General features: G+C 57.1%; 26 protein-coding genes. 7 read left to right on the top strand and 19 right to left on the bottom strand.

Annotated elements, in window-relative coordinates; genetic code table 11:
* Positions 1-10 precede the first annotated feature (10 nt).
* The 5 genes from nqrE to M2406_RS15435 are packed head-to-tail and all read right to left on the bottom strand — an operon-like array spanning position 11 to position 4,614.
* Positions 11-607 carry an NADH:ubiquinone reductase (Na(+)-transporting) subunit E gene (gene nqrE / locus M2406_RS15455; protein WP_012005400.1) on the bottom strand — a complete coding sequence of 199 codons (597 nt, stop codon included), beginning with the start codon at positions 605-607 and terminating at the stop codon, positions 11-13.
* Positions 608-613: 6 nt separating this feature from the next.
* Complete coding sequence (locus M2406_RS15450) at positions 614-1,243, bottom strand: NADH:ubiquinone reductase (Na(+)-transporting) subunit D (protein ID WP_012005399.1); 630 nt, start codon at positions 1,241-1,243, stop codon at positions 614-616.
* Complete coding sequence (locus M2406_RS15445; protein ID WP_012005398.1) at positions 1,236-2,030, bottom strand: Na(+)-translocating NADH-quinone reductase subunit C; 795 nt, start codon at positions 2,028-2,030, stop codon at positions 1,236-1,238. Before M2406_RS15445 ends, M2406_RS15450 begins: the two co-directional genes overlap by 8 nt.
* Positions 2,020-3,261: an NADH:ubiquinone reductase (Na(+)-transporting) subunit B gene (locus tag M2406_RS15440; RefSeq protein ID WP_012005397.1), complete on the bottom strand. Its 1,242-nt coding sequence runs from the start codon at positions 3,259-3,261 to the stop codon at positions 2,020-2,022. Before M2406_RS15440 ends, M2406_RS15445 begins: the two co-directional genes overlap by 11 nt.
* A gap of 3 nt (positions 3,262-3,264) precedes the next feature.
* A complete protein-coding gene (locus tag M2406_RS15435; RefSeq protein ID WP_259190552.1) occupies positions 3,265-4,614 on the bottom strand; it encodes a Na(+)-translocating NADH-quinone reductase subunit A in 1,350 nt (449 codons plus the stop codon).
* Positions 4,615-5,098: 484 nt separating this feature from the next.
* Here M2406_RS15435 and dpaA point away from each other — a divergent pair, with 484 nt between their 5' ends.
* On the top strand, positions 5,099-5,869 hold the full coding sequence (gene dpaA / locus M2406_RS15430; protein ID WP_012005395.1) for a peptidoglycan meso-diaminopimelic acid protein amidase: 771 nt from the start codon (positions 5,099-5,101) through the stop codon (positions 5,867-5,869).
* Here dpaA and M2406_RS15425 read toward each other — a convergent pair.
* The gene (locus tag M2406_RS15425) at positions 5,801-6,607 is read right to left on the bottom strand and encodes a class II glutamine amidotransferase (RefSeq protein ID WP_012005394.1); all 807 of its coding nucleotides are present in this window, start codon (positions 6,605-6,607) and stop codon (positions 5,801-5,803) included. The two genes, dpaA and M2406_RS15425, sit on opposite strands and share 69 nt — an antisense overlap.
* A 97-nt stretch (positions 6,608-6,704) precedes the next feature.
* Positions 6,705-7,286: a D-sedoheptulose 7-phosphate isomerase gene (gene lpcA / locus M2406_RS15420; RefSeq protein ID WP_004949058.1), complete on the bottom strand. Its 582-nt coding sequence runs from the start codon at positions 7,284-7,286 to the stop codon at positions 6,705-6,707.
* Positions 7,287-7,531: 245 nt separating this feature from the next.
* On the opposite strand from lpcA, the gene fadE reads away from it, so the two are divergent.
* The 3 genes from fadE (at position 7,532) to M2406_RS15405 (ending at position 10,935) form a co-directional block, all read left to right on the top strand.
* Positions 7,532-9,988 (top strand): acyl-CoA dehydrogenase FadE, encoded by a 2,457-nt coding sequence (gene fadE, locus M2406_RS15415; RefSeq protein ID WP_259190548.1) that lies wholly within the window; start codon positions 7,532-7,534, stop codon positions 9,986-9,988.
* A gap of 288 nt (positions 9,989-10,276) precedes the next feature.
* A complete protein-coding gene (locus M2406_RS15410; protein ID WP_112363319.1) occupies positions 10,277-10,429 on the top strand; it encodes a Hok/Gef family protein in 153 nt (50 codons plus the stop codon).
* 353 nt (positions 10,430-10,782) lie between these two features.
* The gene (locus M2406_RS15405) at positions 10,783-10,935 is read left to right on the top strand and encodes a Hok/Gef family protein (RefSeq protein ID WP_012005392.1); all 153 of its coding nucleotides are present in this window, start codon (positions 10,783-10,785) and stop codon (positions 10,933-10,935) included.
* An 85-nt stretch (positions 10,936-11,020) separates the two neighbouring features.
* Here M2406_RS15405 and mtnK read toward each other — a convergent pair whose 3' ends face one another.
* Positions 11,021-12,220 (bottom strand): S-methyl-5-thioribose kinase, encoded by a 1,200-nt coding sequence (gene mtnK, locus M2406_RS15400; RefSeq protein ID WP_012005391.1) that lies wholly within the window; start codon positions 12,218-12,220, stop codon positions 11,021-11,023.
* Positions 12,221-12,363: 143 nt separating this feature from the next.
* Here mtnK and mtnA point away from each other — a divergent pair, with 143 nt between their 5' ends.
* Positions 12,364-13,392: an S-methyl-5-thioribose-1-phosphate isomerase gene (gene mtnA / locus M2406_RS15395; protein WP_259190547.1), complete on the top strand. Its 1,029-nt coding sequence runs from the start codon at positions 12,364-12,366 to the stop codon at positions 13,390-13,392.
* 17 nt (positions 13,393-13,409) lie between these two features.
* Here mtnA and M2406_RS15390 read toward each other — a convergent pair whose 3' ends face one another.
* The 3 genes from M2406_RS15390 to M2406_RS15380 are packed head-to-tail and all read right to left on the bottom strand — an operon-like array spanning position 13,410 to position 15,249.
* Positions 13,410-13,952: an acireductone dioxygenase gene (locus tag M2406_RS15390; protein WP_012005389.1), complete on the bottom strand. Its 543-nt coding sequence runs from the start codon at positions 13,950-13,952 to the stop codon at positions 13,410-13,412.
* Entirely contained in the window at positions 13,949-14,638 is a 690-nt protein-coding gene (mtnC, locus tag M2406_RS15385) for an acireductone synthase (protein WP_259190544.1), read from the bottom strand. The genes M2406_RS15390 and mtnC overlap by 4 nt, the downstream gene beginning before the upstream one ends.
* On the bottom strand, positions 14,635-15,249 hold the full coding sequence (locus tag M2406_RS15380) for a methylthioribulose 1-phosphate dehydratase (protein ID WP_041418881.1): 615 nt from the start codon (positions 15,247-15,249) through the stop codon (positions 14,635-14,637). The genes mtnC and M2406_RS15380 overlap by 4 nt, the downstream gene beginning before the upstream one ends.
* A gap of 160 nt (positions 15,250-15,409) precedes the next feature.
* On the opposite strand from M2406_RS15380, the gene M2406_RS15375 reads away from it, so the two are divergent.
* The gene (locus M2406_RS15375) at positions 15,410-16,570 is read left to right on the top strand and encodes a pyridoxal phosphate-dependent aminotransferase (RefSeq protein WP_012005386.1); all 1,161 of its coding nucleotides are present in this window, start codon (positions 15,410-15,412) and stop codon (positions 16,568-16,570) included.
* Positions 16,558-17,331 (top strand): amidohydrolase, encoded by a 774-nt coding sequence (locus M2406_RS15370; RefSeq protein WP_112363315.1) that lies wholly within the window; start codon positions 16,558-16,560, stop codon positions 17,329-17,331. The genes M2406_RS15375 and M2406_RS15370 overlap by 13 nt, the downstream gene beginning before the upstream one ends.
* A gap of 45 nt (positions 17,332-17,376) precedes the next feature.
* Here the strand turns inward: M2406_RS15370 and uraH are convergent, their stop codons facing one another.
* Genes uraH through M2406_RS15330 form a run of 8 tightly spaced genes read right to left on the bottom strand, consistent with a single transcriptional unit; the run spans position 17,377 to position 23,595 of the window.
* Complete coding sequence (uraH, locus tag M2406_RS15365; protein ID WP_259190541.1) at positions 17,377-17,712, bottom strand: hydroxyisourate hydrolase; 336 nt, start codon at positions 17,710-17,712, stop codon at positions 17,377-17,379.
* Positions 17,705-18,205, bottom strand: coding sequence for a 2-oxo-4-hydroxy-4-carboxy-5-ureidoimidazoline decarboxylase (gene uraD / locus M2406_RS15360; protein WP_012005383.1), 501 nt, complete (start codon positions 18,203-18,205; stop codon positions 17,705-17,707). Before uraD ends, uraH begins: the two co-directional genes overlap by 8 nt.
* On the bottom strand, positions 18,205-19,461 hold the full coding sequence (gene hpxK / locus M2406_RS15355; RefSeq protein WP_259190766.1) for an allantoate amidohydrolase: 1,257 nt from the start codon (positions 19,459-19,461) through the stop codon (positions 18,205-18,207). Before hpxK ends, uraD begins: the two co-directional genes overlap by 1 nt.
* Complete coding sequence (locus tag M2406_RS15350; RefSeq protein ID WP_112363312.1) at positions 19,461-20,702, bottom strand: alanine--glyoxylate aminotransferase family protein; 1,242 nt, start codon at positions 20,700-20,702, stop codon at positions 19,461-19,463. Before M2406_RS15350 ends, hpxK begins: the two co-directional genes overlap by 1 nt.
* A gap of 43 nt (positions 20,703-20,745) precedes the next feature.
* Positions 20,746-21,489: an amino acid ABC transporter ATP-binding protein gene (locus tag M2406_RS15345; protein WP_012005380.1), complete on the bottom strand. Its 744-nt coding sequence runs from the start codon at positions 21,487-21,489 to the stop codon at positions 20,746-20,748.
* Positions 21,470-22,126: an amino acid ABC transporter permease gene (locus M2406_RS15340; RefSeq protein ID WP_115183215.1), complete on the bottom strand. Its 657-nt coding sequence runs from the start codon at positions 22,124-22,126 to the stop codon at positions 21,470-21,472. The genes M2406_RS15345 and M2406_RS15340 overlap by 20 nt, the downstream gene beginning before the upstream one ends.
* Positions 22,126-22,791 (bottom strand): amino acid ABC transporter permease, encoded by a 666-nt coding sequence (locus M2406_RS15335; protein WP_012005378.1) that lies wholly within the window; start codon positions 22,789-22,791, stop codon positions 22,126-22,128. The genes M2406_RS15340 and M2406_RS15335 overlap by 1 nt, the downstream gene beginning before the upstream one ends.
* A 12-nt stretch (positions 22,792-22,803) precedes the next feature.
* Positions 22,804-23,595 (bottom strand): transporter substrate-binding domain-containing protein, encoded by a 792-nt coding sequence (locus M2406_RS15330; protein WP_126501348.1) that lies wholly within the window; start codon positions 23,593-23,595, stop codon positions 22,804-22,806.
* Positions 23,596-23,796 lie beyond the last annotated feature (201 nt).

Raw genomic sequence — 23,796 nt, 5'->3', positions numbered from 1 at the left:
CTTCCCGCCTTTACAACTGAACACCGGAGAAGGACATAAAGCCCAACGCCATCAGCCCGGTGGTGATAAAGGTAATGCCCAGGCCGCGCAACCCTGCGGGGACATTGGCATACTTGAGTTTTTCGCGGATCCCCGCCATCGCGACAATCGCCAACATCCAGCCGGTGCCGGAGCCGAAGCCGTACACCACTGATTCAGCGAAGTTGTAGTCACGTTGCACCATGAAGGACACGCCGCCGAAGATGGCGCAGTTCACGGTGATAAGCGGCAGGAAAATACCGAGTGCGTTGTACAGCGACGGGAAGAAGCGATCGAGGATCATCTCCAGAATCTGCACCAGCGCCGCAATCACGCCGATAAAGGTAATGAAGTTGAGGAAGCTCAGATCAACACCTTCCACCAGCGCACCATCACGCAGGATCAGGTTGTAGACCAGGTTGTTCACCGGCACGGAGATCCCGAGCACCAGGGTCACCGCGATGCCCAAACCAAAGGCAGTCGATACCTTCTTCGATACCGCCAGGAAGGTACACATCCCCAGGAAGAACGCCAACGCCATGTTCTCAACGAACACCGCGCGTACAAACAGGCTGATATAATGTTCCATCGGCCATTACTCCTTTTCGATCTGCGCTGGTTTCAGGCTGCGTAGCGCCCAAATCAGCAGGCCGATGATAAAGAACGCGCTCGGTGCCAGCAGGAACAGGCCGTTCGGTTGATACCAGCCGCCGTTCTGCACCGTTTCCAGCACCGGAATGCCAAACAGTTTGCCGGAACCGAACAGCTCACGCAGGAAACCGACCAACACCAGGATCACCCCGTAGCCCAAGCCGTTGCCGATACCGTCCATAAAACTCTCGATCGGTGGCGATTTCATGGCATAGGCTTCGGCACGCCCCATCACGATACAGTTGGTGATGATCAGGCCGACAAACACCGACAGCTGCTTGGATATCTCGAACGCATAGGCGCGCAGCAACTGATCGACCACAATCACCAACGAGGCGATAATCGCCATCTGCACGATGATGCGCACGCTGTTCGGGATATGGTGGCGGATCAGCGAAATAAAGAAGCTGGAGAACGCGGTGACCAGCGTTACTGCGATGGTCATCACCACCGCCGTTTCCAGCTTGGTGGTCACCGCCAACGCAGAACAGACACCCAGCACCTGCAAGGCAATCGGGTTGTTGTCGAACAACGGTCCTAAAAGGACCCGTTTAATCTCTTTGGAATCAGCCATTTTTCAGCGCTCCTTCACGAACTTTTTGCAGGAACGGGCCAAAGCCGTGCTCGCCCAACCAGAAGTCAAAAGTATGCTGCACGCCGTTGGAGGTCAGCGTGGCACCGGATAAACCGTCCACCCCATGCTCATCCCCCTGACGCGCCCCGCCTTTCACTACGCGGATCGCCGGTTTGCCGCTGTCATCAAACAGCTTTTTACCGATCCACTGCTGACGCCAGCCGGCATTCTCAACCTCGCCGCCCAGCCCAGGGGTTTCGCCCTGGTCGTAGTAAGTGATGCCTTTCACCGTATTGGCGTCGCTATCGAGCGCCACAAAGGCGTACATCATCGACCACAGGCCGGTACCGTAGACTGGCAGCACGATTTTGTTGACCGCACCGCTGTCGTCGCGCACCAGGTAGATTTCCGCCTGGTTGCTACGGCGTTTGATACCGGCCGGATCGTCAGCCGCCGGTAGCGCTACGCTTTTGGCGTTATCACGCAGGGCTGCGGGCAGATCGAACGCCGTCGCGTTACCCGCAACAAATTCACCGCTGTTCAAATCCAGCAGGCGCGGTTCGATACGTTGGGTGAACAGCGCCTTGACCTGCTCGCCTTCCATTTTCGGCTGCAGCAAACCGGCCACGTCGAGAATATTGCGCTGTTTGTCGAGCAACTTCTGTTCTTGCTGTTTGGACTTCAGGCCGACGGCGGAACCCGCCACCACCACAGAACACACCAGGCACAGCAGCAGTACCACCAGCAGCGTTTTACCGATGCTGTCGTTTTTAGATTCATTCGCCACGGGCTTTTCTCCGCTTGATGTTGGCCTGCACCACCAGGTAATCGAACAGCGGCGCGAACAGGTTGGCGAACAGGATCGCCAGCATCATGCCTTCCGGATAGGCCGGGTTGACCACCCGGATCAGCACGCACATCACGCCAATCAAAATGCCGTACCACCACTTCCCCTTGTTGGTGAACGAGGCGGAAACCGGATCGGTAGCCATAAAGATCATGCCGAAGGCGAAACCGCCCAACACCAGGTGCCAATACCACGGCATGGCAAACAGCGGGTTGGTGGTTGAACCGATACTGTTGAACAGGAAGGCGGTAGCCATCATGCCGAGCATCACGCCGGCGACAATGCGCCAGGAAGCTACGCGGCCAAACAGGATTATCGCTCCGCCGAGCAGGATCATCAGCGTGGAGACTTCACCCACCGAGCCGGGAATGTTGCCGAGAAACGCATCCATCCAACTGATGGACTGGCCGGTAGCCACGTTGCTCAGGCTGTGTGCCCCGCCCGCGCTCCACTGTGCCAGCGGCGTCGCGCCAGAGAAACCGTCGGCGGAGGTCCACACCAGGTCACCGGAAATCTGCGCCGGATAAGCAAAGAACAGGAACGCGCGCCCCGCCAAGGCCGGGTTAAGGAAGTTGCGTCCGGTACCGCCAAATATCTCTTTCGCCACCACTACGCCAAAGGTGATACCCAACGCGGCCTGCCACAGCGGCAGCGTGGGCGGCACAATCAGTGCAAACAGGATTGAGGTGACGAAGAAGCCTTCGTTAATCTCATGTTTGCGAATGACCGCGAACAGCACCTCCCAGAAACCACCGACCAGGAACACCACGGCGTAAATCGGCAGGAAATAGCAGGCGCCCAGCACCATTTTGCTGATCCAGCCCGCGTCCGCCGCCAGTGATGCCCCCAGCCATTGGGCCAACCGATAGTGCCAATCCCCCGCCAGCACCTGCTGCAGTTGATCGCCACTGTAAAGGTGGTGCAATGCCGGAATGGCCTGTTGGCCGACGTTGTACATGCCCCAGAACATCGCCGGGAATACCGCCAGCCACACCAGGATCATCATACGTTTCAGATCGATGGCATCGCGCACGTGCGAAGCCCCGCGCGTCACCAAACCAGGGGTATAGAACACCGTGGTAGTCGCTTCAAACAGCGGGTACCACTTTTCCAGCTTGCCGCCCGGTGTGAAGTGATGCTCGATTTTTTCAAAAAAGTTCTTCAGGCCCATCGGTTATCCTTCCTGCTCAATCTTGGTCAGCACATCGCGCAGCACCGGAGCGTATTCATACTTGCCGGGGCAAACGAAGGTGCACAGCGCCAGATCTTCTTCATCCAGCTCCAGACAGCCCAACGCCTGTGCGCTGTCGCTGTCACCCGCCAGCAGGTCGCGCAGCAGCAGGGTCGGCAGGATATCCAGCGGCATTACCCGCTCATAGTTGCCGATCGGCACCATTGCACGCTCACCGCCGTGGGTGGTAGTCGAGAAGGCGAACAGTTTGTTCTTCAGGAAATGGCCCAGCGTAGTACGGGTGATGGAAAATTTATCCGGTGATGGCGCGATCCAACCAAACAGCTCTTTATCACGCCCTTCCTGCAGTACGGAAACCAGCGAATGGAAACGGCCGAGGTAAGCGTTCGACCCGGCAACGTGGGTGCCGCTCAGCACCGAACCGGAAATCACCCGGTTCTCACCGGCTTTCAGACGCCCGGCGGTCAGTTCGTCGATGCTGGCGCCCAACCGGGTGCGCAGCAACACCGGCTGTTCCACCTGCGGCCCGGCCAGTGCCACCACCCGACGGGTATCGAGTTTGCCGGTGGTGAACAAGGTGCCGATGGCGATCGCATCCTGATAGCCGATATGCCAGACGGTTTTTTTCAAACTGACCGGCTCGAGGAAATGAATATGGGTGCCCACCAACCCGGCAGGATGTGGACCGGCGAATTCGTTATAGGTCACCTGCGCATCGGGTTGCTTGCCCAGGTTCGCGCCCGCGGCGTGGCAAACGTGCACCTTGCAGTCGGTCAGCCGGGCCAATACCGCCAGTCCGGCGTTGAACGCTGCCAACTGCTCGGCGATGATCACCTGCGGATCGGCAGCCAGCGGCTGGCTGTCCATGGCGGTAACAAAAATGGCACGTGGAGTGCTACCCGGTGCAGGCGTTTTACTGAATGGGCGGGTACGTAGCGCAGTCCACAGACCGCTGGCGAGTAATTCGCTTTCAACCTGTTCCCGCGGCAGCATCGCCAGTTCGGCAACCGGATAATGAGCAAACTCCAGTTGCTCATCGCCGCCATTTTCAACGGCGATAACTACCGACTGCAATACGCGCCGTTCACCGCGGTTGATCGAAAGAATACGGCCACTGGCGGGAGCGGTGAAGAAAACCCCGGGGGTCTTTTTATCTTCGAACAGCGCCTGGCCTTTCTTAACGCTCTCGCCTTCCTGCACCAGCATAGACGGGCGCATTCCGACATAATCTTCCCCAAGCAGGGCGACATGCTGAATGATTGGGCCGTCCTGAATCGCCTGAGCCGGAGCTCCGGCAATGGGCAGATCTAACCCTTTTCTGATTTTAATCATAGGATTTATACGATGTTGGTTAGTTTCACACGTCTTACCGGCCCCAGAGGCTGGTGCTGACGATGCCTGGATGATGAGGCCGCTTCGGCAGCCTCTGGGTTGAGCGAAACGGCATCACGCTCAACATGAAATCTTTCGCACTGACAAAATGGGGTAACGTACATTCCGTTGATTGACTCCTGCGTCCATTTTTTGCGCGCTAATTCGAGGCGGAATATTAACATTTTTCACAACATTTTTCTGTGTCAGGCAGTGACCTGAGTCAAGCAAACACAATTAAATTTCGGCTGTTTCGCCCCACTAATCGTTAAAATCTGCCTGTCGATTCACTTTTATCGAAGTTTGTAGTTTTTTTATACACAACACATATTGCTAAAAAAGAACACACTGGTAATCTGACGGTGTTTTAAGACCGTAAAACAATAATCAGTGGCATGTTGGCCAAGTGCATTGAGCCAGCAGATAAATATAAGCAGGAATAATAATGAGCAAAATCGCGTTGTTGTTTGCGATGCTTTTTTCTATGCCGATGATCACGGCCTGCAGCGCCAGCGAGCAGGTTCCCGAGGTTCCGGTAGTTAAGCAGCAATTAGTAGGGTCACCGGTCTATATTCAGATCTTCAAAGAGGAACGCACGCTGGAATTGTATGCCAAAATGGGCAACGAATTCCGTCTGGTGAACTCTTTCCAAATCTGTAATTTCTCCGGCGGCCTCGGCCCGAAACGCCGTGAAGGTGACTTTAAGAGTCCGGAAGGCTTTTATAGCGTCGACGCGCGTCATCTGAAACCCGACAGTAAGTATTATCGAGCCATCAATATCGGCTTCCCGAATGATTACGATAAATCACAGGGTTATTCCGGCGCTTATCTGATGATCCACGGTGAATGTAAATCTATTGGGTGTTATGCAATGACCAACACCTATATGGATGAGATTTATCGCTACGTCGAAGCCGCGTTTGCTTACGGCCAGAGCCGGATTGATATCAGTATCTATCCGTTCCGCATGACCGACAAGAACCTGAAACGTCACAGCTCATCGAGCTACATCGCCTTCTGGCGCCAGCTGAAGCCGGGCTATGACTACTTCGTCAAAAATCACCAGCCGCCGATGGTCAGCGTAGCCAATGGCCAGTACGTGTTGGGCCAGCCCGTGCTGAGCAGCGGCCAGATGACGCAGTATGCGTCAACCACGGCTCCCACTGTCAGTACCAATCCCTTCGCTCAGACCAAGCCGCTCACCGAAGTGAAATAGTGCGAATTCACCTGGCGCAATCTTGTGCCAGGTTTCATTCGCCGTCAGCGGCTGGGTAGCAATCACCGTGACCACATCGTTAGGCGTGGTCTGCTGCTGAAAATCAATCTCTACGTCCTGATCGAGTAACGTGGCTTTGCCAAACGGCGCGCGACGCGTGATCCAGTACAGGTTGGTCGAACAATAAGCCATCACAAAGCGCCCATCCGACAGCAACATATTGAATACCCCCTTCTGACGCAGTTGATCCGCCAGCAAAGCGATATAACGGAAAACCGGCGGCCAGCGGCTCGGGGTGCGCGGATATTTCAGGGAAAGCTGATGCAGCAGCCAGCAGAAAGCGTATTCGCTGTCAGTCTGGCCCACCGGGCGGAAGGTGCCGGTTTCCAACTGACGGTAGCCTTTCAACTGGCCATTGTGCGCGTAGGTCCAGTTACGGCCCCACAGTTCACGGGTAAAGGGATGGGTATTTTCCAGCGCCACTTCACCGCGATTGGCCTGACGGATATGCGACACCACCGCGCAGGATTTGATCGGGTATTCCTGCACCAGACGGGCGATCGGCGAGTCGAAACTCGGCTGGGGATCCTTAAACGTGCGGCAACCGTTCCCTTCGTAGAAGGTAATGCCCCAACCATCTTTATGTGGCCCGGTACGGCCACCGCGCTGAACCAGCCCGGTAAAGCTAAAGCAAATATCGGTCGGTACGTTTGCGCTCATCCCGAGCAGTTCACACATCGCCAGCACTCCTTAACCACACTGACACCGTTTATTAGGGCGCGACCTGCCGCACCCCGGTGCATTATTAACGGGGGCAATATGCCCCCTAAAGCCGTTAAGCCTTAACCATCTCTTTTTCAATCAGCTGAATCAAGATGTGGATCGCTTTGATATGAATTTCCTGAATGCGGTCTGCGTAACCGAAGTGCGGTACGCGGATTTCCACATCGGCAGAACCGGCCATTTTGCCGCCGTCTTTGCCGGTCAGGGTGATCACTTTCATCCCTTTGGCACGCGCCGCTTCGATGGCTTTAATAATGTTGCCGGAATTGCCGGAGGTGGAAATGCCCAGCAAGACGTCGCCTTCACGGCCTACCGCTTCCACATAGCGTGAAAACACATACTCGTAACCAAAGTCGTTGCTGACGCAAGACAGATGGCTGACGTCGGAAATAGCAATCGCCGGATAACCCGGACGGTTTTCACGGTAGCGGCCGGTCAACTCTTCGGCAAAGTGCATCGCGTCACAGTGGGAGCCACCGTTACCGCAAGAAATGACTTTCCCGCCGGCTTTAAAGGAATCGGCCAGCAGCACTGCTGCGCGTTGGATGGCGTCGATATTGGCGTCGTCATTGATAAATTTCGCCAGGGTATCGGCCGCTTCGTTCAGTTCACTGCGAATAAGGTCGTGGTACATGAGGAACCTCTTGTTATCGTCAATCTTCCGCTCCGCAGTGTAACGGATCGGGGAAAAACCGAGAAGCATTGTCAGTCAAACAGCAGCCCGGTTGAGGCAGCGATGAGGTTTTTGATGATTGATGCGGTCAGTTTGTGACTTAAGTTGTAATTAAACTGTAAATGCATTGATAAAAATATGGGGTTGTACTAAAACCTATTACATACACACAACAGGTCAGACCTCTTGCCACTTTGGAGCTTCTTATGATGGTTCTTAGTATTGTTGTTTTGCTGGCACTCATTGGTGTGGTGTTTTATCACCGAGTGAACCTCACCCTCAGTAGCCTTATTCTTCTGGCGTACACCGCCGCCATGGGCGCTATCGGCCTGTGGAGCTTCTGGATGCTGCTGCCGCTGGCGATTATCCTGCTGCCGTTGAACGTCACCTCATTGCGCCGTTCAATGCTGTCCGCCCCGGCGCTGCGCGCATTCCGCAAGGTGATGCCGCCAATGTCCACCACCGAAAAGGAAGCGATCGAAGCCGGGACCACCTGGTGGGAAGGCGATCTGTTCCGCGGTACGCCGGACTGGAACAAGCTGCATAACTATCCGAAACCGCAGTTGACCGCCGAAGAGCAAGCGTTCATCGACGGGCCGGTGGAAGAAGCCTGCCGCATGGCCAACGACTTCCAAATCACCCACGAGCTGGCCGATTTGCCGCCGGAGCTGTGGGCATACCTGAAAGAACACCGCTTCTTCGCGATGATCATCAAGAAAGAATACGGCGGCCTGGACTTCTCTCCTTATGCTCAGGCGCGCGTGCTGCAAAAACTGTCCGGTGTTTCCGGTATTCTGGCCATCACCGTCGGCGTGCCAAACTCCCTCGGCCCCGGTGAACTGCTGCAGCATTACGGTACTGACGAACAGAAAAACCATTACCTGCCAGGCCTGGCGCGCGGCGACGAGATCCCTTGTTTCGCCCTGACCAGCCCGGAAGCCGGTTCCGATGCCGGGGCCATTCCGGACGTCGGCACCGTCTGCATGGGTGATTGGCAAGGCGAACAGGTGCTGGGCATGCGCCTGACCTGGAACAAACGCTATATCACGCTGGCACCGGTTGCGACCGTGCTGGGCCTGGCGTTCAAACTGTATGACCCGAATCACCTGCTGGGCGATAACGAATCACCGGGCATCACCTGTGCGCTGATCCCAACCAGCACCCCAGGTGTTGAAATCGGTAACCGTCACTTCCCGCTGAACGTGCCGTTCCAAAATGGCCCAACCCGCGGTAATGACGTGTTCGTCCCTATTGACTACATCATCGGCGGGCCAAAAATGGCCGGTCAGGGCTGGCGTATGCTGGTTGAGTGCCTGTCGGTAGGCCGTGGCATCACCCTGCCTTCCAACTCGACCGGTAGCGTGAAGTCCATGGCACTGGCGATTGGGGCATACGCCCATATCCGCCGTCAGTTCAAGCTCTCAATCGGCAAGATGGAAGGTATCGAAGAGCCACTGGCGCGTATCGCCGGTAACACCTACGTGATGGATGCCGCGGCTACGCTTATCACCAGCGGCCTGATGCTGGGCGAGAAACCGGCCGTGCTGTCGGCCATCGTGAAATACCACTGTACCCATCGCGGCCAGCAGGCAATCATTGATGCAATGGATATCGCCGGTGGTAAAGGCATCATGCTGGGTAAATCCAACTTCCTGGCCCGAGCCTATCAGGGCGCGCCTATCGCCATTACGGTAGAAGGCGCCAATATCCTGACTCGTACCATGATGATCTTCGGTCAGGGGGCTATCCGCTGCCATCCTTACGTGCTGGACGAAATGGCTGCAGCGCAGAAGAACGACCTGAACGCCTATGACAAATTGCTGTTCGGTCATCTGGGCCACGTGGGCAGCAACAAGGTGCGCAGCTTCTGGCTGGGCCTGACTAACGGTCGCACCAGCAGCACACCAACCAAAGACGCGACTCGTCGTTATTACCAACAGTTGAACCGCCTGAGCGCTAACCTGGCGCTGTTGTCAGACGTTTCCATGGGCGTGCTGGGTGGCAGTCTGAAGCGCCGTGAGCGTATCTCCGCCCGTCTGGGGGATATCCTCAGCCAAATGTATCTGGCTTCTTCGGCACTGAAACGTTTTGAAGATGAAGGCCGTCAGAAAGAAGATTTGCCGCTGGTACATTGGGCCGTACAGGACAGTCTGCATCAGGCAGAACAGGCGCTGGACGATCTGCTGCGCAACTTCCCGAACCGCTTTATCGCCGGAGTGATGCGCCTGGTCGTCTTCCCGTTAGGCCGTGTCCATACTGCACCGTCTGACCGTCTGGATCACCAATTGGCCAAGATCATCCAACAGCCGTCTGCCACCCGTAGCCGTCTGGGCCGTGGCCAGTATCTGACACCCAGCGAGCATAACCCGGTTGGTCTGCTGGAAGCCGCACTGGCTGACGTGATCGCCGCCGAACCGATTCACGACCGTCTGTGCAAGGCGGCCGGCAAGAACCTGCCATTCACCCGACTGGATCGTCTGGCACAACGTGCACTGGAAGAAGGCAAGATCAGCGCCGATGAGGCGAAGATCCTGGTGAAAGCCGAGGAGAGCCGTCTGCGTTCCATCAACGTGGATGACTTCGAGCCGGATGCGCTGGCGGCCAGTAAGCCGGAAAAGCCGCTCAAGCAGGATAAGCGCCTGAAACACACCGAAGCCGCGTAACTGCAAAAAACTGACTTACCCAGGGGCGATAATCATCGCCCCTTTTCTATTTCTGCTTAAAAATGCGCAGTGCTCCGCAACGTTGCCAGAACGACTAATTTACCCCCGGGGATAATCGGATAGACTGCGGGTGGGTGCTCTGGATCTTTCTGTCCGGAGCCTTGTATTGATAACGGATAGAAAGAGAAAGGCCCCGAGTCGATGTAATCAACCCGAGGCCACTCTGAACGTCTAGCAACGTCAGGTTAGCCTCTTCCCCGCCGCAAGGCAAGGATAAGGAGGTCAAAAATGCAGCAAGAACGGGTCGTTCTAAGGCTGATGATTATCTGCATCACGCTGATAGCGTTGATGTGGAGCACCCGCGGTTCACTATGTGAACTGCGCATCACACTGGGAGACACGGAGGTAGCCGCCATTTCGGCTTACGAAACCGAAGGGTAAGGCAACCCAACGGCGGGGTTCGCCCCGCCTGTTGGTTGTTGGCGACGGATCCATGAGCACCCTTCCCCTCTGCCAGACTCACAACTCCCCCGTCATCGGCGCATTTTGCCAGTCTTCTGTTCAAAACTGCGTGGCACACCGCAGCCTTACCAGAACGGCTAATTTACCCCCGGGGATAATCGGATAGACTGCGGGTGGGTGCTCTGGATCTTTCTGTCCGGAGCCTTGTATTGGTAACGGATAGAAAGAGAAAGGCCCCGAGTCGATGTAATCAACCCGAGGCCACTCTGAACGTCTAAGCAACGTCAGGTTAGCCTCTTCCCCGCCGCAAGGCAAGGATAAGGAGGTCAAAAATGCAGCAAGAACGGGTCGTTCTAAGGCTGATGATTATCTGCATCACGCTGATAGCGTTGATGTGGATCACCCGCGGTTCACTATGTGAACTGCGCATCACACTGGGAGACACGGAGGTAGCCGCCATTTTGGCTTACGAAACCGAAGGGTAAGGCAACCCAACGGCGGGGTTCACCCCGCCTGTTGGTTGTTGACGACGGATCCATGAGCACCCTTTTTTCACGGTATCCAGGAGATTTAACCGTTCTGGCGAATACGCGCCAACAACGCATCGATATGCTCAATCTGCGGCGCATTCACAATCAACGCACGGCCCAACCCCAAAGCGTTGCGCTGGCATTCGGCGCGCATCTCGGCGTCACTGATACTGTCCAGATCGGCAACGTGCGCCAGACCGATAGTACGGCGGATCAACTCACTGCCGCAGTAGCCGACGGCATCTGTCCACACCTGCTGCAGGAACTGTTCGGCATAACCCGGCACCGCCAATGCCGCTTCGCGGGTCTGTTGGTGGCATAATGCCAGGAAGCGATCGGCGAAAATCAACCACAGCTCGCGCACATCCTGCAGACGTTGTTCACGCCCGGCAGCGGCGTCGCGCGGCCCGAACAGGCCCGGTAGACCGCAGTAATTCAATAACAGATTACCCAGCGCGGTACCGACGTCAAAACCGATCGGGCCATAGAAGCCGAACTCAGCGTCTATCGCCTTCAGCTTGCCTTCTGCAACAAAAACCGAACCACTGTGAATATCCCCGTGCAACAACGCTTCCGCCTTGCTCAGGAAACGATGCTTCAGCCCGGCGACCGCCAGCCTGAGTGCCGCATCGTTACGCAGTTCAAGCACCTGCGGCAACAGCGCCGGATCAAACTGATTACGCTCATGATCGATATAGGGATCGGTAAAGAACAGATCTTCGGTGATCTGGCACAGTTCAGGGTTGCTAAAGCGACTAACTTCCGCCTTTTTCTCCTGCGCCGTCTGATAAAAGTCGGAAGTATGGAACAGGGTTTGCGCCAAATACTCCGCCAGTTGCCCGGCCGCCAGGGGGTAGTAGTGGCCCTTGACCAATTCGCTGCGCCAGATGTGATGATCCGAAAGATCTTCCTGCACCATCACCGCCAATTCGGCATCGTGATGGAGTACCTTTACCGTATGCCTTGGGCAAAAACCGCCGTGAATCAACAGGGTTTCCGCTTCAATGCGCGCCCGATCAAGCGTTAGCGGCCAGGATTCGCCCACACAACGTACATACGGCAGCGCCTGCTTTACAATCACCCGGCTAACGCCGTCACGATCGCGGATCTTGAACACCAGGTTCAGATTGCCGTCACCAATCTCGTCAGCGCTTACCAGCGCCTGTGGATCGGCTAACTGCCCGTATTGACGAGCATATTCAACGGCATCAGCAGCAGTAAACGTACGATAATGTGACATCCCCAACCCCTTTAATCTTTCTCACTGACCCAGCGATTATATTTTTTAGACGTAAAAGCATTTGGACGTCTATACATCCGGAAGTCATGTTGGCAGAATAGCTTTCCAGATGCAATAACTACGCAACAAGGAATTAACCGCCGATGCAAGCGCTTAACACCACCAGTTTGACCTTGAGTGACAACCGACTTTTGATCCTCGATCAGCAGGCTTTACCGCAGGAAAAACAGTGGCGCAGCTGCGACAGCGTGGAAGAACTGGTCGATCATATCCTTACCCTGCGAGTTCGGGGGGCACCGCTTATCGGCCTGTCTGCCAGTCTGTTATTGGCCTTGCTTGCAGAGCGTGGTCTGCCGCGTGGTGAACTGGAGCAGGCATTGATTACCCTGCGTGCCTCACGGCCGACGGCAGTCAACCTGATGAATAATCTGGATCGCATGAAGCTGGCATTGGCACAGCCGCAATGGGTGCCTGCGATGGTGGAAGAAGCGCAGCGGTTGGTGGAGGAAGACCGAAAATTGTGCGATCGCATTGCCGATCACGGTGCCGGGCTGGTGAAACCCGGCAGCCGCCTGCTGACCCACTGCAATACCGGGGGCCTGGCTACCGCCGGTATCGGTACCGCTATCGGCGTACTGTTGCGTGCTCATCAACAGGGCAAGGTACAGCAGGTGTGGGTCGATGAAACGCGTCCGCTATTGCAGGGCGGCCGGCTGACCGCCTGGGAGCTGGGTGAACTGGGTATCCCCTACCGATTGATTTGTGACTCCATGGCGGCCAGTCTGATGGCGCAGGACCAGGTAGATGCCGTATGGGTGGGGGCCGATCGCATCGCTGCCAACGGTGACGTCGCCAACAAGATTGGCACCTATAGCCTGGCGGTGCTGGCGCACTATCACCGCATTCCATTCTACGTCGCCGCACCGCACACCACTCACGATCCGCATTGCCCGAACGGGGCTGCGATCCCGATTGAACAACGGGCCGCAGTTGAAGTGACCGGTGTCACCGGCAGCTTTGGCTCATGTCAGTGGGCACCTGTCGATGCCCCGGTTTATAACCCGGCGTTCGACGTGACACCGGCGGCATTGATTAGCGGTTGGGTCTTCGACAGCGGCGTGATCACGCCACAGCAGGTCAGTGAAGGGATTTTTCAGCGGGCGTTGGGTTAAAGCCCGCGTTATAGCGCTCAGTCGAGACGCGGGTAGGCATCGGCGATGTTATCGCCGGTGAAATGCGCCACCCAGCCTTCCGGGTTATCAAACACGCGGATCGCAGTGAAATTCGGTGCTGAGCCCATATCGAACCAATGACGGGTATTGGCCGGCACCGAGATCAGATCGTTCTTCTCACACAGGATCTGGAAGATCTTGCCATCCAGATGCAGGCAGAACAGCCCGGCCCCTTCGACAAAGAAACGCACTTCATCTTCGCCGTGGGTATGCTCGGACAGAAACTTGCTGCGCAACACTTCGCGCTGGGCATTATCCGGACGCATGCTGATCACATCCCAACTCTGGTAGCCCTTCTCCGCCACCAGCCGGTCGATCTGGTGCTGATAGGCGGCGATCACGACGGCCGGATCCGGGTTTTCACCCAGTTCACGATCCGCCTGCCAGCGTTCAAAACGTACGCCAATCTGTGCCAGTTGCTGCCCAATGGCCTGGGCGTCACGGCTCTGCCACAGCGGCTGTTGCGGCTCTTGATCGCTGAAAATGGTCAATCCACTCATGAGGCAAACTCCCCTAAATCGATTTGATCAAAACGGTTAACCTGCGGATGCTGGCTTTGGCTATCGGCTTCATCGCGGATCAGTTGGCAGGTATGCCAACCAGCGGCACGCGCGGCGTCCAGCTCTTGATGAATGTCGGAAAGAAATAACAGTTCATCAGCTGCAATACCGATTTTACCCGCGATATTAAGGTACGAAGCGGTTTCACGCTTGGCACCGACGTGAGTATCGAAATAACCGCTGAACAATGGCTGCAGATCCCCGGCATCGCTGTAGCCGAACAGCAGCTTTTGCGCCTCTACCGAGCCGGAAGAATAGACGTACAGCTTCAGCCCCTGCTGCTGCCAGGCGGCTAACTGCCCGGCTACTTCAGGGTACAAATGTCCGCGAAAATCGCCGTTCTGATAACCACTGCGCCAGATGATACCTTGCAGCGCCTTCAGCGCGGTGGATTTGCGGTCTTCGTCCATAAAGCGGTACAGCGCAGCAATCAGTTGCTCAATATCCGCCTGCGGTTGGTCAAGCTCCTGGCGTAAAGCGGTCAGTGGCGCGGCGACTTCGGCATCTTCAGCGTGAAGACGGAGAAAGGTGGCCATGCGTTCACGTGCGTAAGGGAACAGCACCTGATGAACGAAACGGATATCGCTGGTGGTACCTTCAATGTCGGTAACGATGGCGCGGATCATTTGGCCTCCAGTAAACGGCGTTGCAGTTCGCACTGGAACAGGAATTCCAGCCCTTCAAGATGACGACGAGCTTCCGCGACCTGGCGACCCCAGCAATACAGACCGTGGCCACGCACCAGAAAACCGTACTGCAACGGCGTAGCTTCGGCATGGGCCGCCACCCGCGCCGCTAATCGCGAGATATCCTGATCGTTATCGAAAATCGGGATCACCACACTGTCCAGATGCGTAGTCTGCCCACCGAGTGATTTTTGCATCTCATAGCCCTGCAACACCAGCCCATCGCTGCGTTCAACCCGCGACAGCACGGTCGCATTCACCGAATGAGTATGCAGTACCGCGCCAATCTGCGGGTACAAACGGTAAATAAGGGTATGCAGACCGGTTTCCGCTGATGGCGTGCGGCCGCTCGGCACATGGTTGCTGGCGGTTTCCACCAGCAGGAAGTCAGTTTCGGTCAGGCTGCCCTTATCCTTGCCGGATTCGGTGACCAGACAATGTTGGTCATCGAGACGCAGCGACATATTGCCACCGGTCGCCGGGCACCAGCCCTTTTCACCAATCCAGTGACAGGCCGACAATAACGCTTTAAGTTGCTGATTTTCTGTCATTAACATTTTTTGACCTGTAGGTTATAAGCAAATGATGTCTAGAATGATTTGATTAAGGGTAAGACTTTTTCTTCATTTAGCCATCTAAGCGTCTTGATTGCCAAATACTAACATCGTGTTATATTGACGGCAACATAAGCGCCAGGAGTATTAGCCTACGATGAGCACTTCAGCACTGATCCCCGAAAGTAAACTACCCGCGCTGGGCACCACCATTTTCACCCAGATGAGCGCGCTGGCGGCGCAGCATCAGGCAATCAACCTGTCGCAGGGCTTCCCCGATTTCGATGGCCCGGACTACCTGAAAGAACGTCTGGCCTGGCATGTCAGCCAGGGGGCGAACCAATATGCTCCGATGACCGGCGTTGCCCCACTGCGCGAAGCCATCGCCGAGAAAACCGCGGCTCTGTACGGCTGGCTACCGGACGCCACTAACGAAGTCACCATCACGGCGGGTGCCACCGAGGCACTGTTCGCCGCCATCAGCGCCCTGGTGCGCCCCGGTGATGAAGTTGTCTGTTTTGATCCCAGCTACGACAGCTATGCGCCGGCGGTGACCCTATCCGGTGGCACGCTAAAACGCATTGCGCTGCAGCCCCCGGCGTTCAGCGTCGACTGGCAACAGTTCGGCGAGTTGCTGTCACCACGCACCCGGCTGGTGATCCTCAATACGCCGCACAATCCTTCTGCTACTGCCTGGCAGGCGGAAGATATGCAGCAACTGTGGCACGCCATTAGCGATCGCGAAATCTACGTGCTGAGTGATGAAGTCTACGAACACATTTGTTTCGCCAGGGGCGGCCACACCAGCGTCCTGGCTCACCCGCAGCTGCGCCAGCGCGCCATCGCGGTGTCCTCTTTCGGCAAGACCTTCCACATGACCGGCTGGAAAGTGGGTTACTGCGTGGCCCCGGTAGCGCTGAGCGCGGAAGTGCGCAAGGTGCATCAGTACCTGACCTTCTCGGTCAATACCCCGGCCCAGTTGGCGCTGGCGGATATGCTGCGCAGCGAGCCTGAACACTGGCAACAGCTGTCGGCATTTTACCGCGCCAAGCGCGATCGTTTTGTACAGGCGCTGTCCAGCAGTCGACTGGAAATTTTGCCCTGCGAAGGTACATACTTCTTACTGGCAGATTACAGCGCCGTTTCCGATTTGGACGACGTGGCGTTCTGCCATTGGTTAACCGAGCACGTAGGCGTGGCGGCGATCCCGCTGTCGGTCTTCTGTGCCGATCCTTTCCCCCATAAATTGATCCGGCTGTGCTTCGCTAAACAGGATGCCACGCTGGATGCGGCTGCGGAGCGGTTATGTCGACTTTAAAAATTACCCTGTTGCAGCAACCCCTGGTTTGGCGTGATGGCGAAGCCAACCTGCGGCATTTTGATGAGCTGTTGGCGCCATTAAGCGGCCGCGATTTGATTGTACTGCCGGAGATGTTTACCACCGGTTTTGCCATGGATGCCGGAGAAAGCGCACTGCCGGAACAACAGGTTGTCGACTGGCTGCACGGTTGGGCGAGCAAAAGTAACGCTCTGGTCGGCGGCAGCGTGGCGCTGAAAACCGCCGAAGGCGCGGTTAACCGTTTCCTGCTGGTGGAGCCGAACGGCCGGGTGCATGCCTATGATAAGCGCCACCTGTTCCGCATGGCCGGTGAGCACCTGCACTATCAGGCAGGCAAAAAACGTGAAATTTTCGAATGGCGCGGCTGGCGCATTCTGCCGCAGATCTGCTACGACCTGCGCTTCCCGGTGTGGTCACGCTATCAGCAGGATTACGATCTGGCGCTGTACGTTGCCAACTGGCCGGCCCCGCGCAGTAAACACTGGCAAACGCTGTTGGCCGCTCGCGCCATCGAGAATCAGGTCTATGTGGCCGGTTGTAACCGCGTCGGCGAAGACGGTAACGGCCTGAACTACAGCGGTGACAGCCTGATCCTCAGCCCGCAGGGGGAAACACTGGCCCAGGTGGAACCCGGTGCCGCCGCACGGCTGGACGCCGAACTGTCGCTGGAAAACCTGCAAAGCTACCGCAGCGCCTTCCCGGCCTGGCGTGATGCCGACAGTTTCCTGCGCCACGATTAATCATTGCGGGTGCGGTTCGCTGCACCCGTAACTTCTGACGAGCGTCTAACTGCCCCGGTAGGTCGAGTAGGAATATGGGCTGATGAGCAGCGGTAAATGGTAATGCTGCGCCGCATCCTGAATAACGAAATCGATAATTGCCGTGGCGTACAGCGTTTCACGCAGGTCACGGGTAAAGTAAGCGCCGAGATCGGCAGCCAGGCGGTAATGTCCGGCAAGCAGACTGTCAGAGGTTAGATCACGCGCGCGGCCGTCAGCATCGGTCTGGCTTTCTGCCAGGGTTCGCCATAACCCGTCCTGTTCGTGTTCCAACCACACCCGCACGCCCGCAGCGGGTTTACCGAGTGAGGTGTCCAGAATATGGGTGCTGATATTACTCATCGCTCAGTAGCTCCTTAAAACGCAGCATCGTGATTTCACGCAGTTGTTCCGCCGTTTCCCGCCGTTCCTGTTCCGCACTGTTATTCAATCGCCGTTGCAACTCGCGCAGAATGCTCTGGCCGTCGCGACCAGCGGCACGGATCAAAAATACTTGACCAAACTGCTGTTCATAGCGTCGATTGCCGACCCGCAGCGCTTCACTCAGCTCTGCATCCTGCGCATTGACCGCCGCTTGTTCACGCTGCGAAAACCGCGCTTCTTGCCCCTGGCCCTTGGCACCTTCGCCGATACGCGGGTGCTGGGCCAGTGCCTGGCTGACCTCTTCCGGTTGCCAACGCAACGCCGCTTGCCAGGCCACCGCCAGCGCGGCATCAACACTGCTGAATGGCCGCGCTACCACCACCGCCGCAATCCAGGCCGCAATATCCACGCAGGGCCGCAGTAACAGCTCCGCTTGCGCCTCCGGTAACTGATTAAATCGTTGCAGACTCATCAGCCCTCCTCCCAACCGCCAACCGTATGGCAGTAAGCCTGGATCGCCAGCGCCACATCGGACTGGCTGACGGCTTCGGCCGGATGGTGGCTGATACCGCGATCGCAGCGGACAAACAGCATACCCACCGGCCAACAGGCCGCTACGGCAATCGCATCATGCCCGGCGCCGCTCGGCAACGCCATGCTGCGCCCCTGAACCGCCATCACGCCCTGCTGCCAGCGTTGTTGCAAATTTGCATCACAAGCCGTTGCATTTATGCGGTAAAACTCTTCACTGTCAAAACTCAGCCCCCGACGGGTACAGATCGCCTGCGCCTGTTCCAGCAACTGCGTCAGCAACGCCGCCAGCGGGCCATCTTCCGGCCCACGCACGTCCAGCGACAGCCTGACCTCACCGGGGATCACATTCACCGCTCCCGGCAGGCTTTCAATCCGGCCGACGGTCGCCACCAGATGCCGATCGCTGGCCGAGGTGATCGCTTCTACCGCCACCATCCATTCCGCCGCCGCCGCCAATGCATCTTTGCGTTGCCCCATCGGCACGGTACCGGCATGCCCAGCCTGGCCGGTAAAGGTACAGTTAAGCCGACGGGCACCGTTAATGGCCGTCACTACCCCCAAAGCCAGATCGGCGGCCTCCAGACAAGGCCCCTGTTCAATATGCAATTCCAGATAGCCGCAAATATCACTTTGCGCGCGTCGCGCTTCACCGACGGCTGCCGGATCCAGCCCAAACTCACGTAACGCCTGTGCCACGCTGATGCCGTCGGCATCGGTGCGTTCCAACCACTCGGCCGGCCACTGCCCGCTAATGCCCCGACTGCCTAACAGGGCGATACTAAAGCGTGTGCCCTCTTCATCGGCAAAGCCAATCACCTCGACCGCCACCGGCAAACGCCGCTGCTGCCGATGTAAATGCGCCACCACTTCCAGCGCGGTCAACACGCCGAGCATGCCGTCATAGCGCCCGGCGTTGCGTACCGTATCCAGATGCGAACCGAGCAGCAGTGCGGGGGCATTGGGCGTTTGGCCTTCATAGCGGCCGCAGAGGTTGCCGACGTTGTCCTGCCAGACCTTCATGCCGATAGTGCGCATCCAGTCGCCGACCAGCTGGTTGGCTCGCTGATGCTCCGGCGACAGGTAGACCCGCGTCAACTGGCCCGGCGTGGCGCTGATCGCCGCCAGCGCATCGCAGCGTGCCATCACCCGAGCCGCAGCCTGCTCCGCCTCCTGGGCGGTTAACAGCGCGGCCATCAACGGCTGCCGTCGTCGTAGGTATTCCATGCCGCCTGCAGCGCTTCGCCCTGTTTGCTGGCGAAACCCAACCGGTTCAACACCGCCTCCAGTGCAGTCAGCGTCTGCAATACGCAGTCTTTACGCGCGTTATAGCCCATGGTGCCGATGCGCCAGATTTTTCCCTGTAGCGGACCGAACGAGGTGCCGATCTCAATGGCGAAGTCGTTCAGCATCATCTGGCGTACCTGCTCGCCATGAACCTGCTGCGGGATCACCACGCCGAGCACGTTATTCATTCGGTTATCCAAATCGCCGAAGACTTCCAGCCCCATGCCCTGAATGCCGGCCAGCATGGCCGCACCGTGCAGCTTATGCCGGGCGATGGCGTTATCCAGCCCTTCTTCCAGAATAACCCTGGCGCACTCGCGAGCGGCAAACAGCATGCTGGTGGCTTCGGTATGGTGGTTCAGGCGCTCCGGGCCCCAGTAATCCATGATCATGCCGAGATCGAAATAGTTGGAGTAGATCATCTCGTCGTCACCATCGGCGTGATCGAGGGTGCGAATACCCTGCTCCACGCATTTGCGACGGCGGACAATCTCTTCAAACTGCGGGCTGAGCGTGACCGGCGAACTGCCCGATGGGCCGCCCAGGCACTTCTGCAGACCGGCGGAGACCGCATCCAGCCCCCAGGCGTCGGTTTCCAGCGGGTTACCGCCGAAGGAAGCGGTGGCATCGGTGTAAAACAGCACGCCGTGACGGCGGCAGATATCACCCAGTTGATCCAGCGGTTGCAGCATGGTGGTGGAGGTATCGCCTTGCACCGTCAACAGCAGGCGCGGGCGTACTTTCTTAATGGCGTCTTCAATCTGGTCGGCACTGAATACTTCGCCCCAGGGCACCTCGATGGTGTGGACTTCGGCGCGGCAGCGGCGGGCTATCTCACACAATAGATGGCCAAAACGACCAAATACCGGCACCAGCACCTTGTCACCTGGACGAATGGAAGAGACCAGCATCGCTTCTATACCGGAGCGAGAAGTGCCGTCCACCAGCAGGGTCCAGCGGTTTTCGGTGCGGAACAATGCGCGGTACAGTTCCATGACCTGATTCATGTAACCGGTCATCGCCGGATCGTACTGACCAATCAACTGGCTCGACATGGCACGCAGCACGCGCGGATCCGCGTTGATCGGCCCCGGCCCCATCAACAGGCGGGCGGGTGGATTAATCTGATCGAATTGGGTGATATCTAACATGTTAATTCCTTACCAGCTTAATAACTTAATAGATTTGATGTCATCAGTTCTCAGACAGACCGCGGACCGAAGCAATAAATTGTTTTAATTCCTGCGTTTGCGGATTGGCGAACAGCGTGCGGCTATCGCCCTGCTCCCATACCTTGCCCTGGTGCATAAACACCACCCGGTCGCCGACCTCGCGGGCAAAGTTCATTTCATGGGTCACCAGGATCAGCGTCATGCCCTCTTTGGCCAGCTGTTCCAGCACTTTCAGCACTTCGCCCACCAGTTCAGGATCCAACGCCGAGGTAATTTCGTCACACAGCAACACTTTCGGGTTCATCGCCAGCGCCCGGGCAATCGCCACCCGTTGCTGCTGGCCGCCGGACAGGTTAGCCGGTGAGTAATGCATGCGCTCAGCCAACCCAACCTTGTTCAACATCTCTTCCGCCAGTTCGCGGCATTCGGCCGGGCTTTTCTTTAGCACCCGACGCGGCGCCAGCATCACGTTCTCCAGCGCGGTCATGTGCGGGAATAAATTGAAGTTCTGGAATACCATGCCAATGGAGCGGCTGATTTCACGCGCCTGCGAATCGCGATCGGTCACCGTCATACCGCCCAGTTTGATACTGCCTTCCTGATAACCTTCCAGCCCGTTGATGCAGCGTAACAATGTACTTTTGCCGGAGCCGCTACGGCCGATGATCGAAATCACCTGGCCCATATCGATATCCAGATCCACGCCCTTCAGTACATGGTTCTGACCGTAATATTTTTGAACCTGATTAATTGTGATGAGCGGCATGGAATTTCTTCTCCAGATAATGACTGTAGCGCGACAGCGGATAACACATCAGGAAATAGCCCAGCGCGACCAGACCGAAAACTTTAAAGGGTTGATAAGTGACGTTGTTCAGCATGGTGCCGGCCTTGGTCAGTTCGACAAAACCGATGATCGACGCCAATGCGGTCCCCTTGATCACCTGAACCGAAAAGCCGACGGTAGGTGCAATAGCGATGCGCACGGCCTGCGGCACAATGACCCGCACCAACGTCTGGCCAAAACTCAGCCCCAGACAGCGCGACGCTTCCCACTGGCCTTTCGGCAATGCGGCGATGCTGCCGGACCAAATATCCACCAGAAAAGCGCTGGTGAATAACGTCAGCGCCAACGCGGCCGCGGTCCAGGGGCTCACATCAATGCCGAACAATGCCAGCCCAAAAAAGGCCAGGAACAGCTGCATCAGCAGCGGCGTACCCTGAAACAGCTCGGAATAACCGCGAACAAACCGCAGCGCCCACTTACGCTTACTCAGGCGCAGCAATAACAGCGGCAGCGTCACCAGGGTGCCGCCCAAAAATGCCGTCAGCGACAGCAGTAAGGTCCAGCGTGCCGCCAACAGCAGGTTGCGCACAATGTCCCAGTCGGTAAAAGTCAGCATCAGCCCTGGCTCCCCAGAAAACGGCGTCCGGCGGCCAGCAACAGCTGGCGCATCAGTATCGATAACAACAGGTAAAACAGCGCCGTCACCAGATACACCTCAAAACTGAGGAAGGTGCGCGACTGGATCAGGTTGGCGGCGAAGGTCAACTCTTCGAACGACACCTGCGACACCACCGATGACCCCAGCATGACGATAATGCACTGGCTGACCAACGCCGGATAAATCCGCTGCAGCGACGGTGGCAGCACGATGCGCAAAAACGTCTGGCTGCGGCTGAGCCCCAGCACCCTGCCGGCCTCCCACTGGCCTTTCGGCGTCACCTGAATACCGGCACGAATAATCTCGGTACTGTAGGCCCCCAGGTTAATCACCATCGCCAGCAGCGCCGCCTGCCCGGCGGTCAGTTTCCAGCCCAGGCTCGGCAGGCCGAAGACGATGAAGAACAGTTGCACCACAAACGGCGTGTTGCGTACCACCTCAACGTAAATGCCCCAAACGCGACTAACCAGGTTAGCCTTGCCGCTGCGGATCGCCGCACCGCAAATCCCCAGTGCCACCCCGATTAACGTGGCCAGAGCCGTCAGCTCAATGGTGGTCAACAAACCGGCCAGCAACTCGGGCAGGTAAGGCCACAGGGCGGGAAAGTTCAGCTGATAGGTCATCAGGCGCCCCCGTTATGCGCCGAAGTCGGCAGGCAGCGGCGCTTTGAGCCATTTCTCGGACAGGCCATTAAGGGTGTTATCCTTCAATGCCTGTTCAATCAGTTGGTCCACTTTCGCTTGCAACGCCGGTTCACCCAGACGCAGCCCCACATAGCAGGGTGAATCTTTCAGCATAAATTTGGCCACCGGTGCCTTGGCTGGGTTCTGCCGTGCTATGGCGCTCACCACCAGATTGCCGGTAGCGATGTATTGCACCTGACCGGACAGATAGGCCGACAGCGTGGTGTTATTGTCTTCATAGCGCTTGATCTGCGTGCCCTTTGGCGCGGTGTCGCTCAGCACCATGTCTTCCACCGCACCGCGCGTCACGCCGATGGTTTTACCATTCAGCTGCGTGGCGTCCGCCAACACCGATTCTTTCGGACCAAATACGCCCAGGAAGAACGGCGCATAGGTGCGGCTGAAGGCGATTGCCTTCTCGCGTTCCGCGTTTTTGCCCAGGCTGGAAATCACCAGATCAACCTTGTTGGTCTGCAGATAAGGCACGCGGTTGGCGCTGGTGACCGGCACCAGCTGCAACTTAAGTTTCATCTTGTCGGCCAGATACTGCGCCATATCGATGTCATAACCCTGTGGTTGCAGATCGGTGCCCACGGAGCCGAACGGCGGGAAGTCCTGGGGTACCGCTACCCGCAACACGCCGCGCTGCTGGATTTCCTGCAGTTGATCCGCCATCGCCGAAGCGGCCTGAGCCATCAACAGCACTGCACCTAATGCCACTACGCCGATTTTCTTGAAGTTCATAGACTATCCCCGATGGTGAAATGATGAAACAAAAGATTCTTTGATCATCACTCTGCAACTAATGTGCCAATAAGCGGCGTCGGGAACGTTCGGCTTTAGTGTCGCTAAGTTAGGGGGTTAAGATGGGAATTTCCCTGCCAACGTAAAGACAGGGTGAATGAATAAAGTGAGCAAATTGCGCACCATCAAAGTGCGAAAGCA

This window comes from Serratia sp. BIGb0163, from assembly GCF_024809935.1.
Lineage (GTDB): Bacteria > Pseudomonadota > Gammaproteobacteria > Enterobacterales > Enterobacteriaceae > Serratia > Serratia quinivorans.
This window is presented reverse-complemented; position numbering and strand designations above follow the sequence as displayed.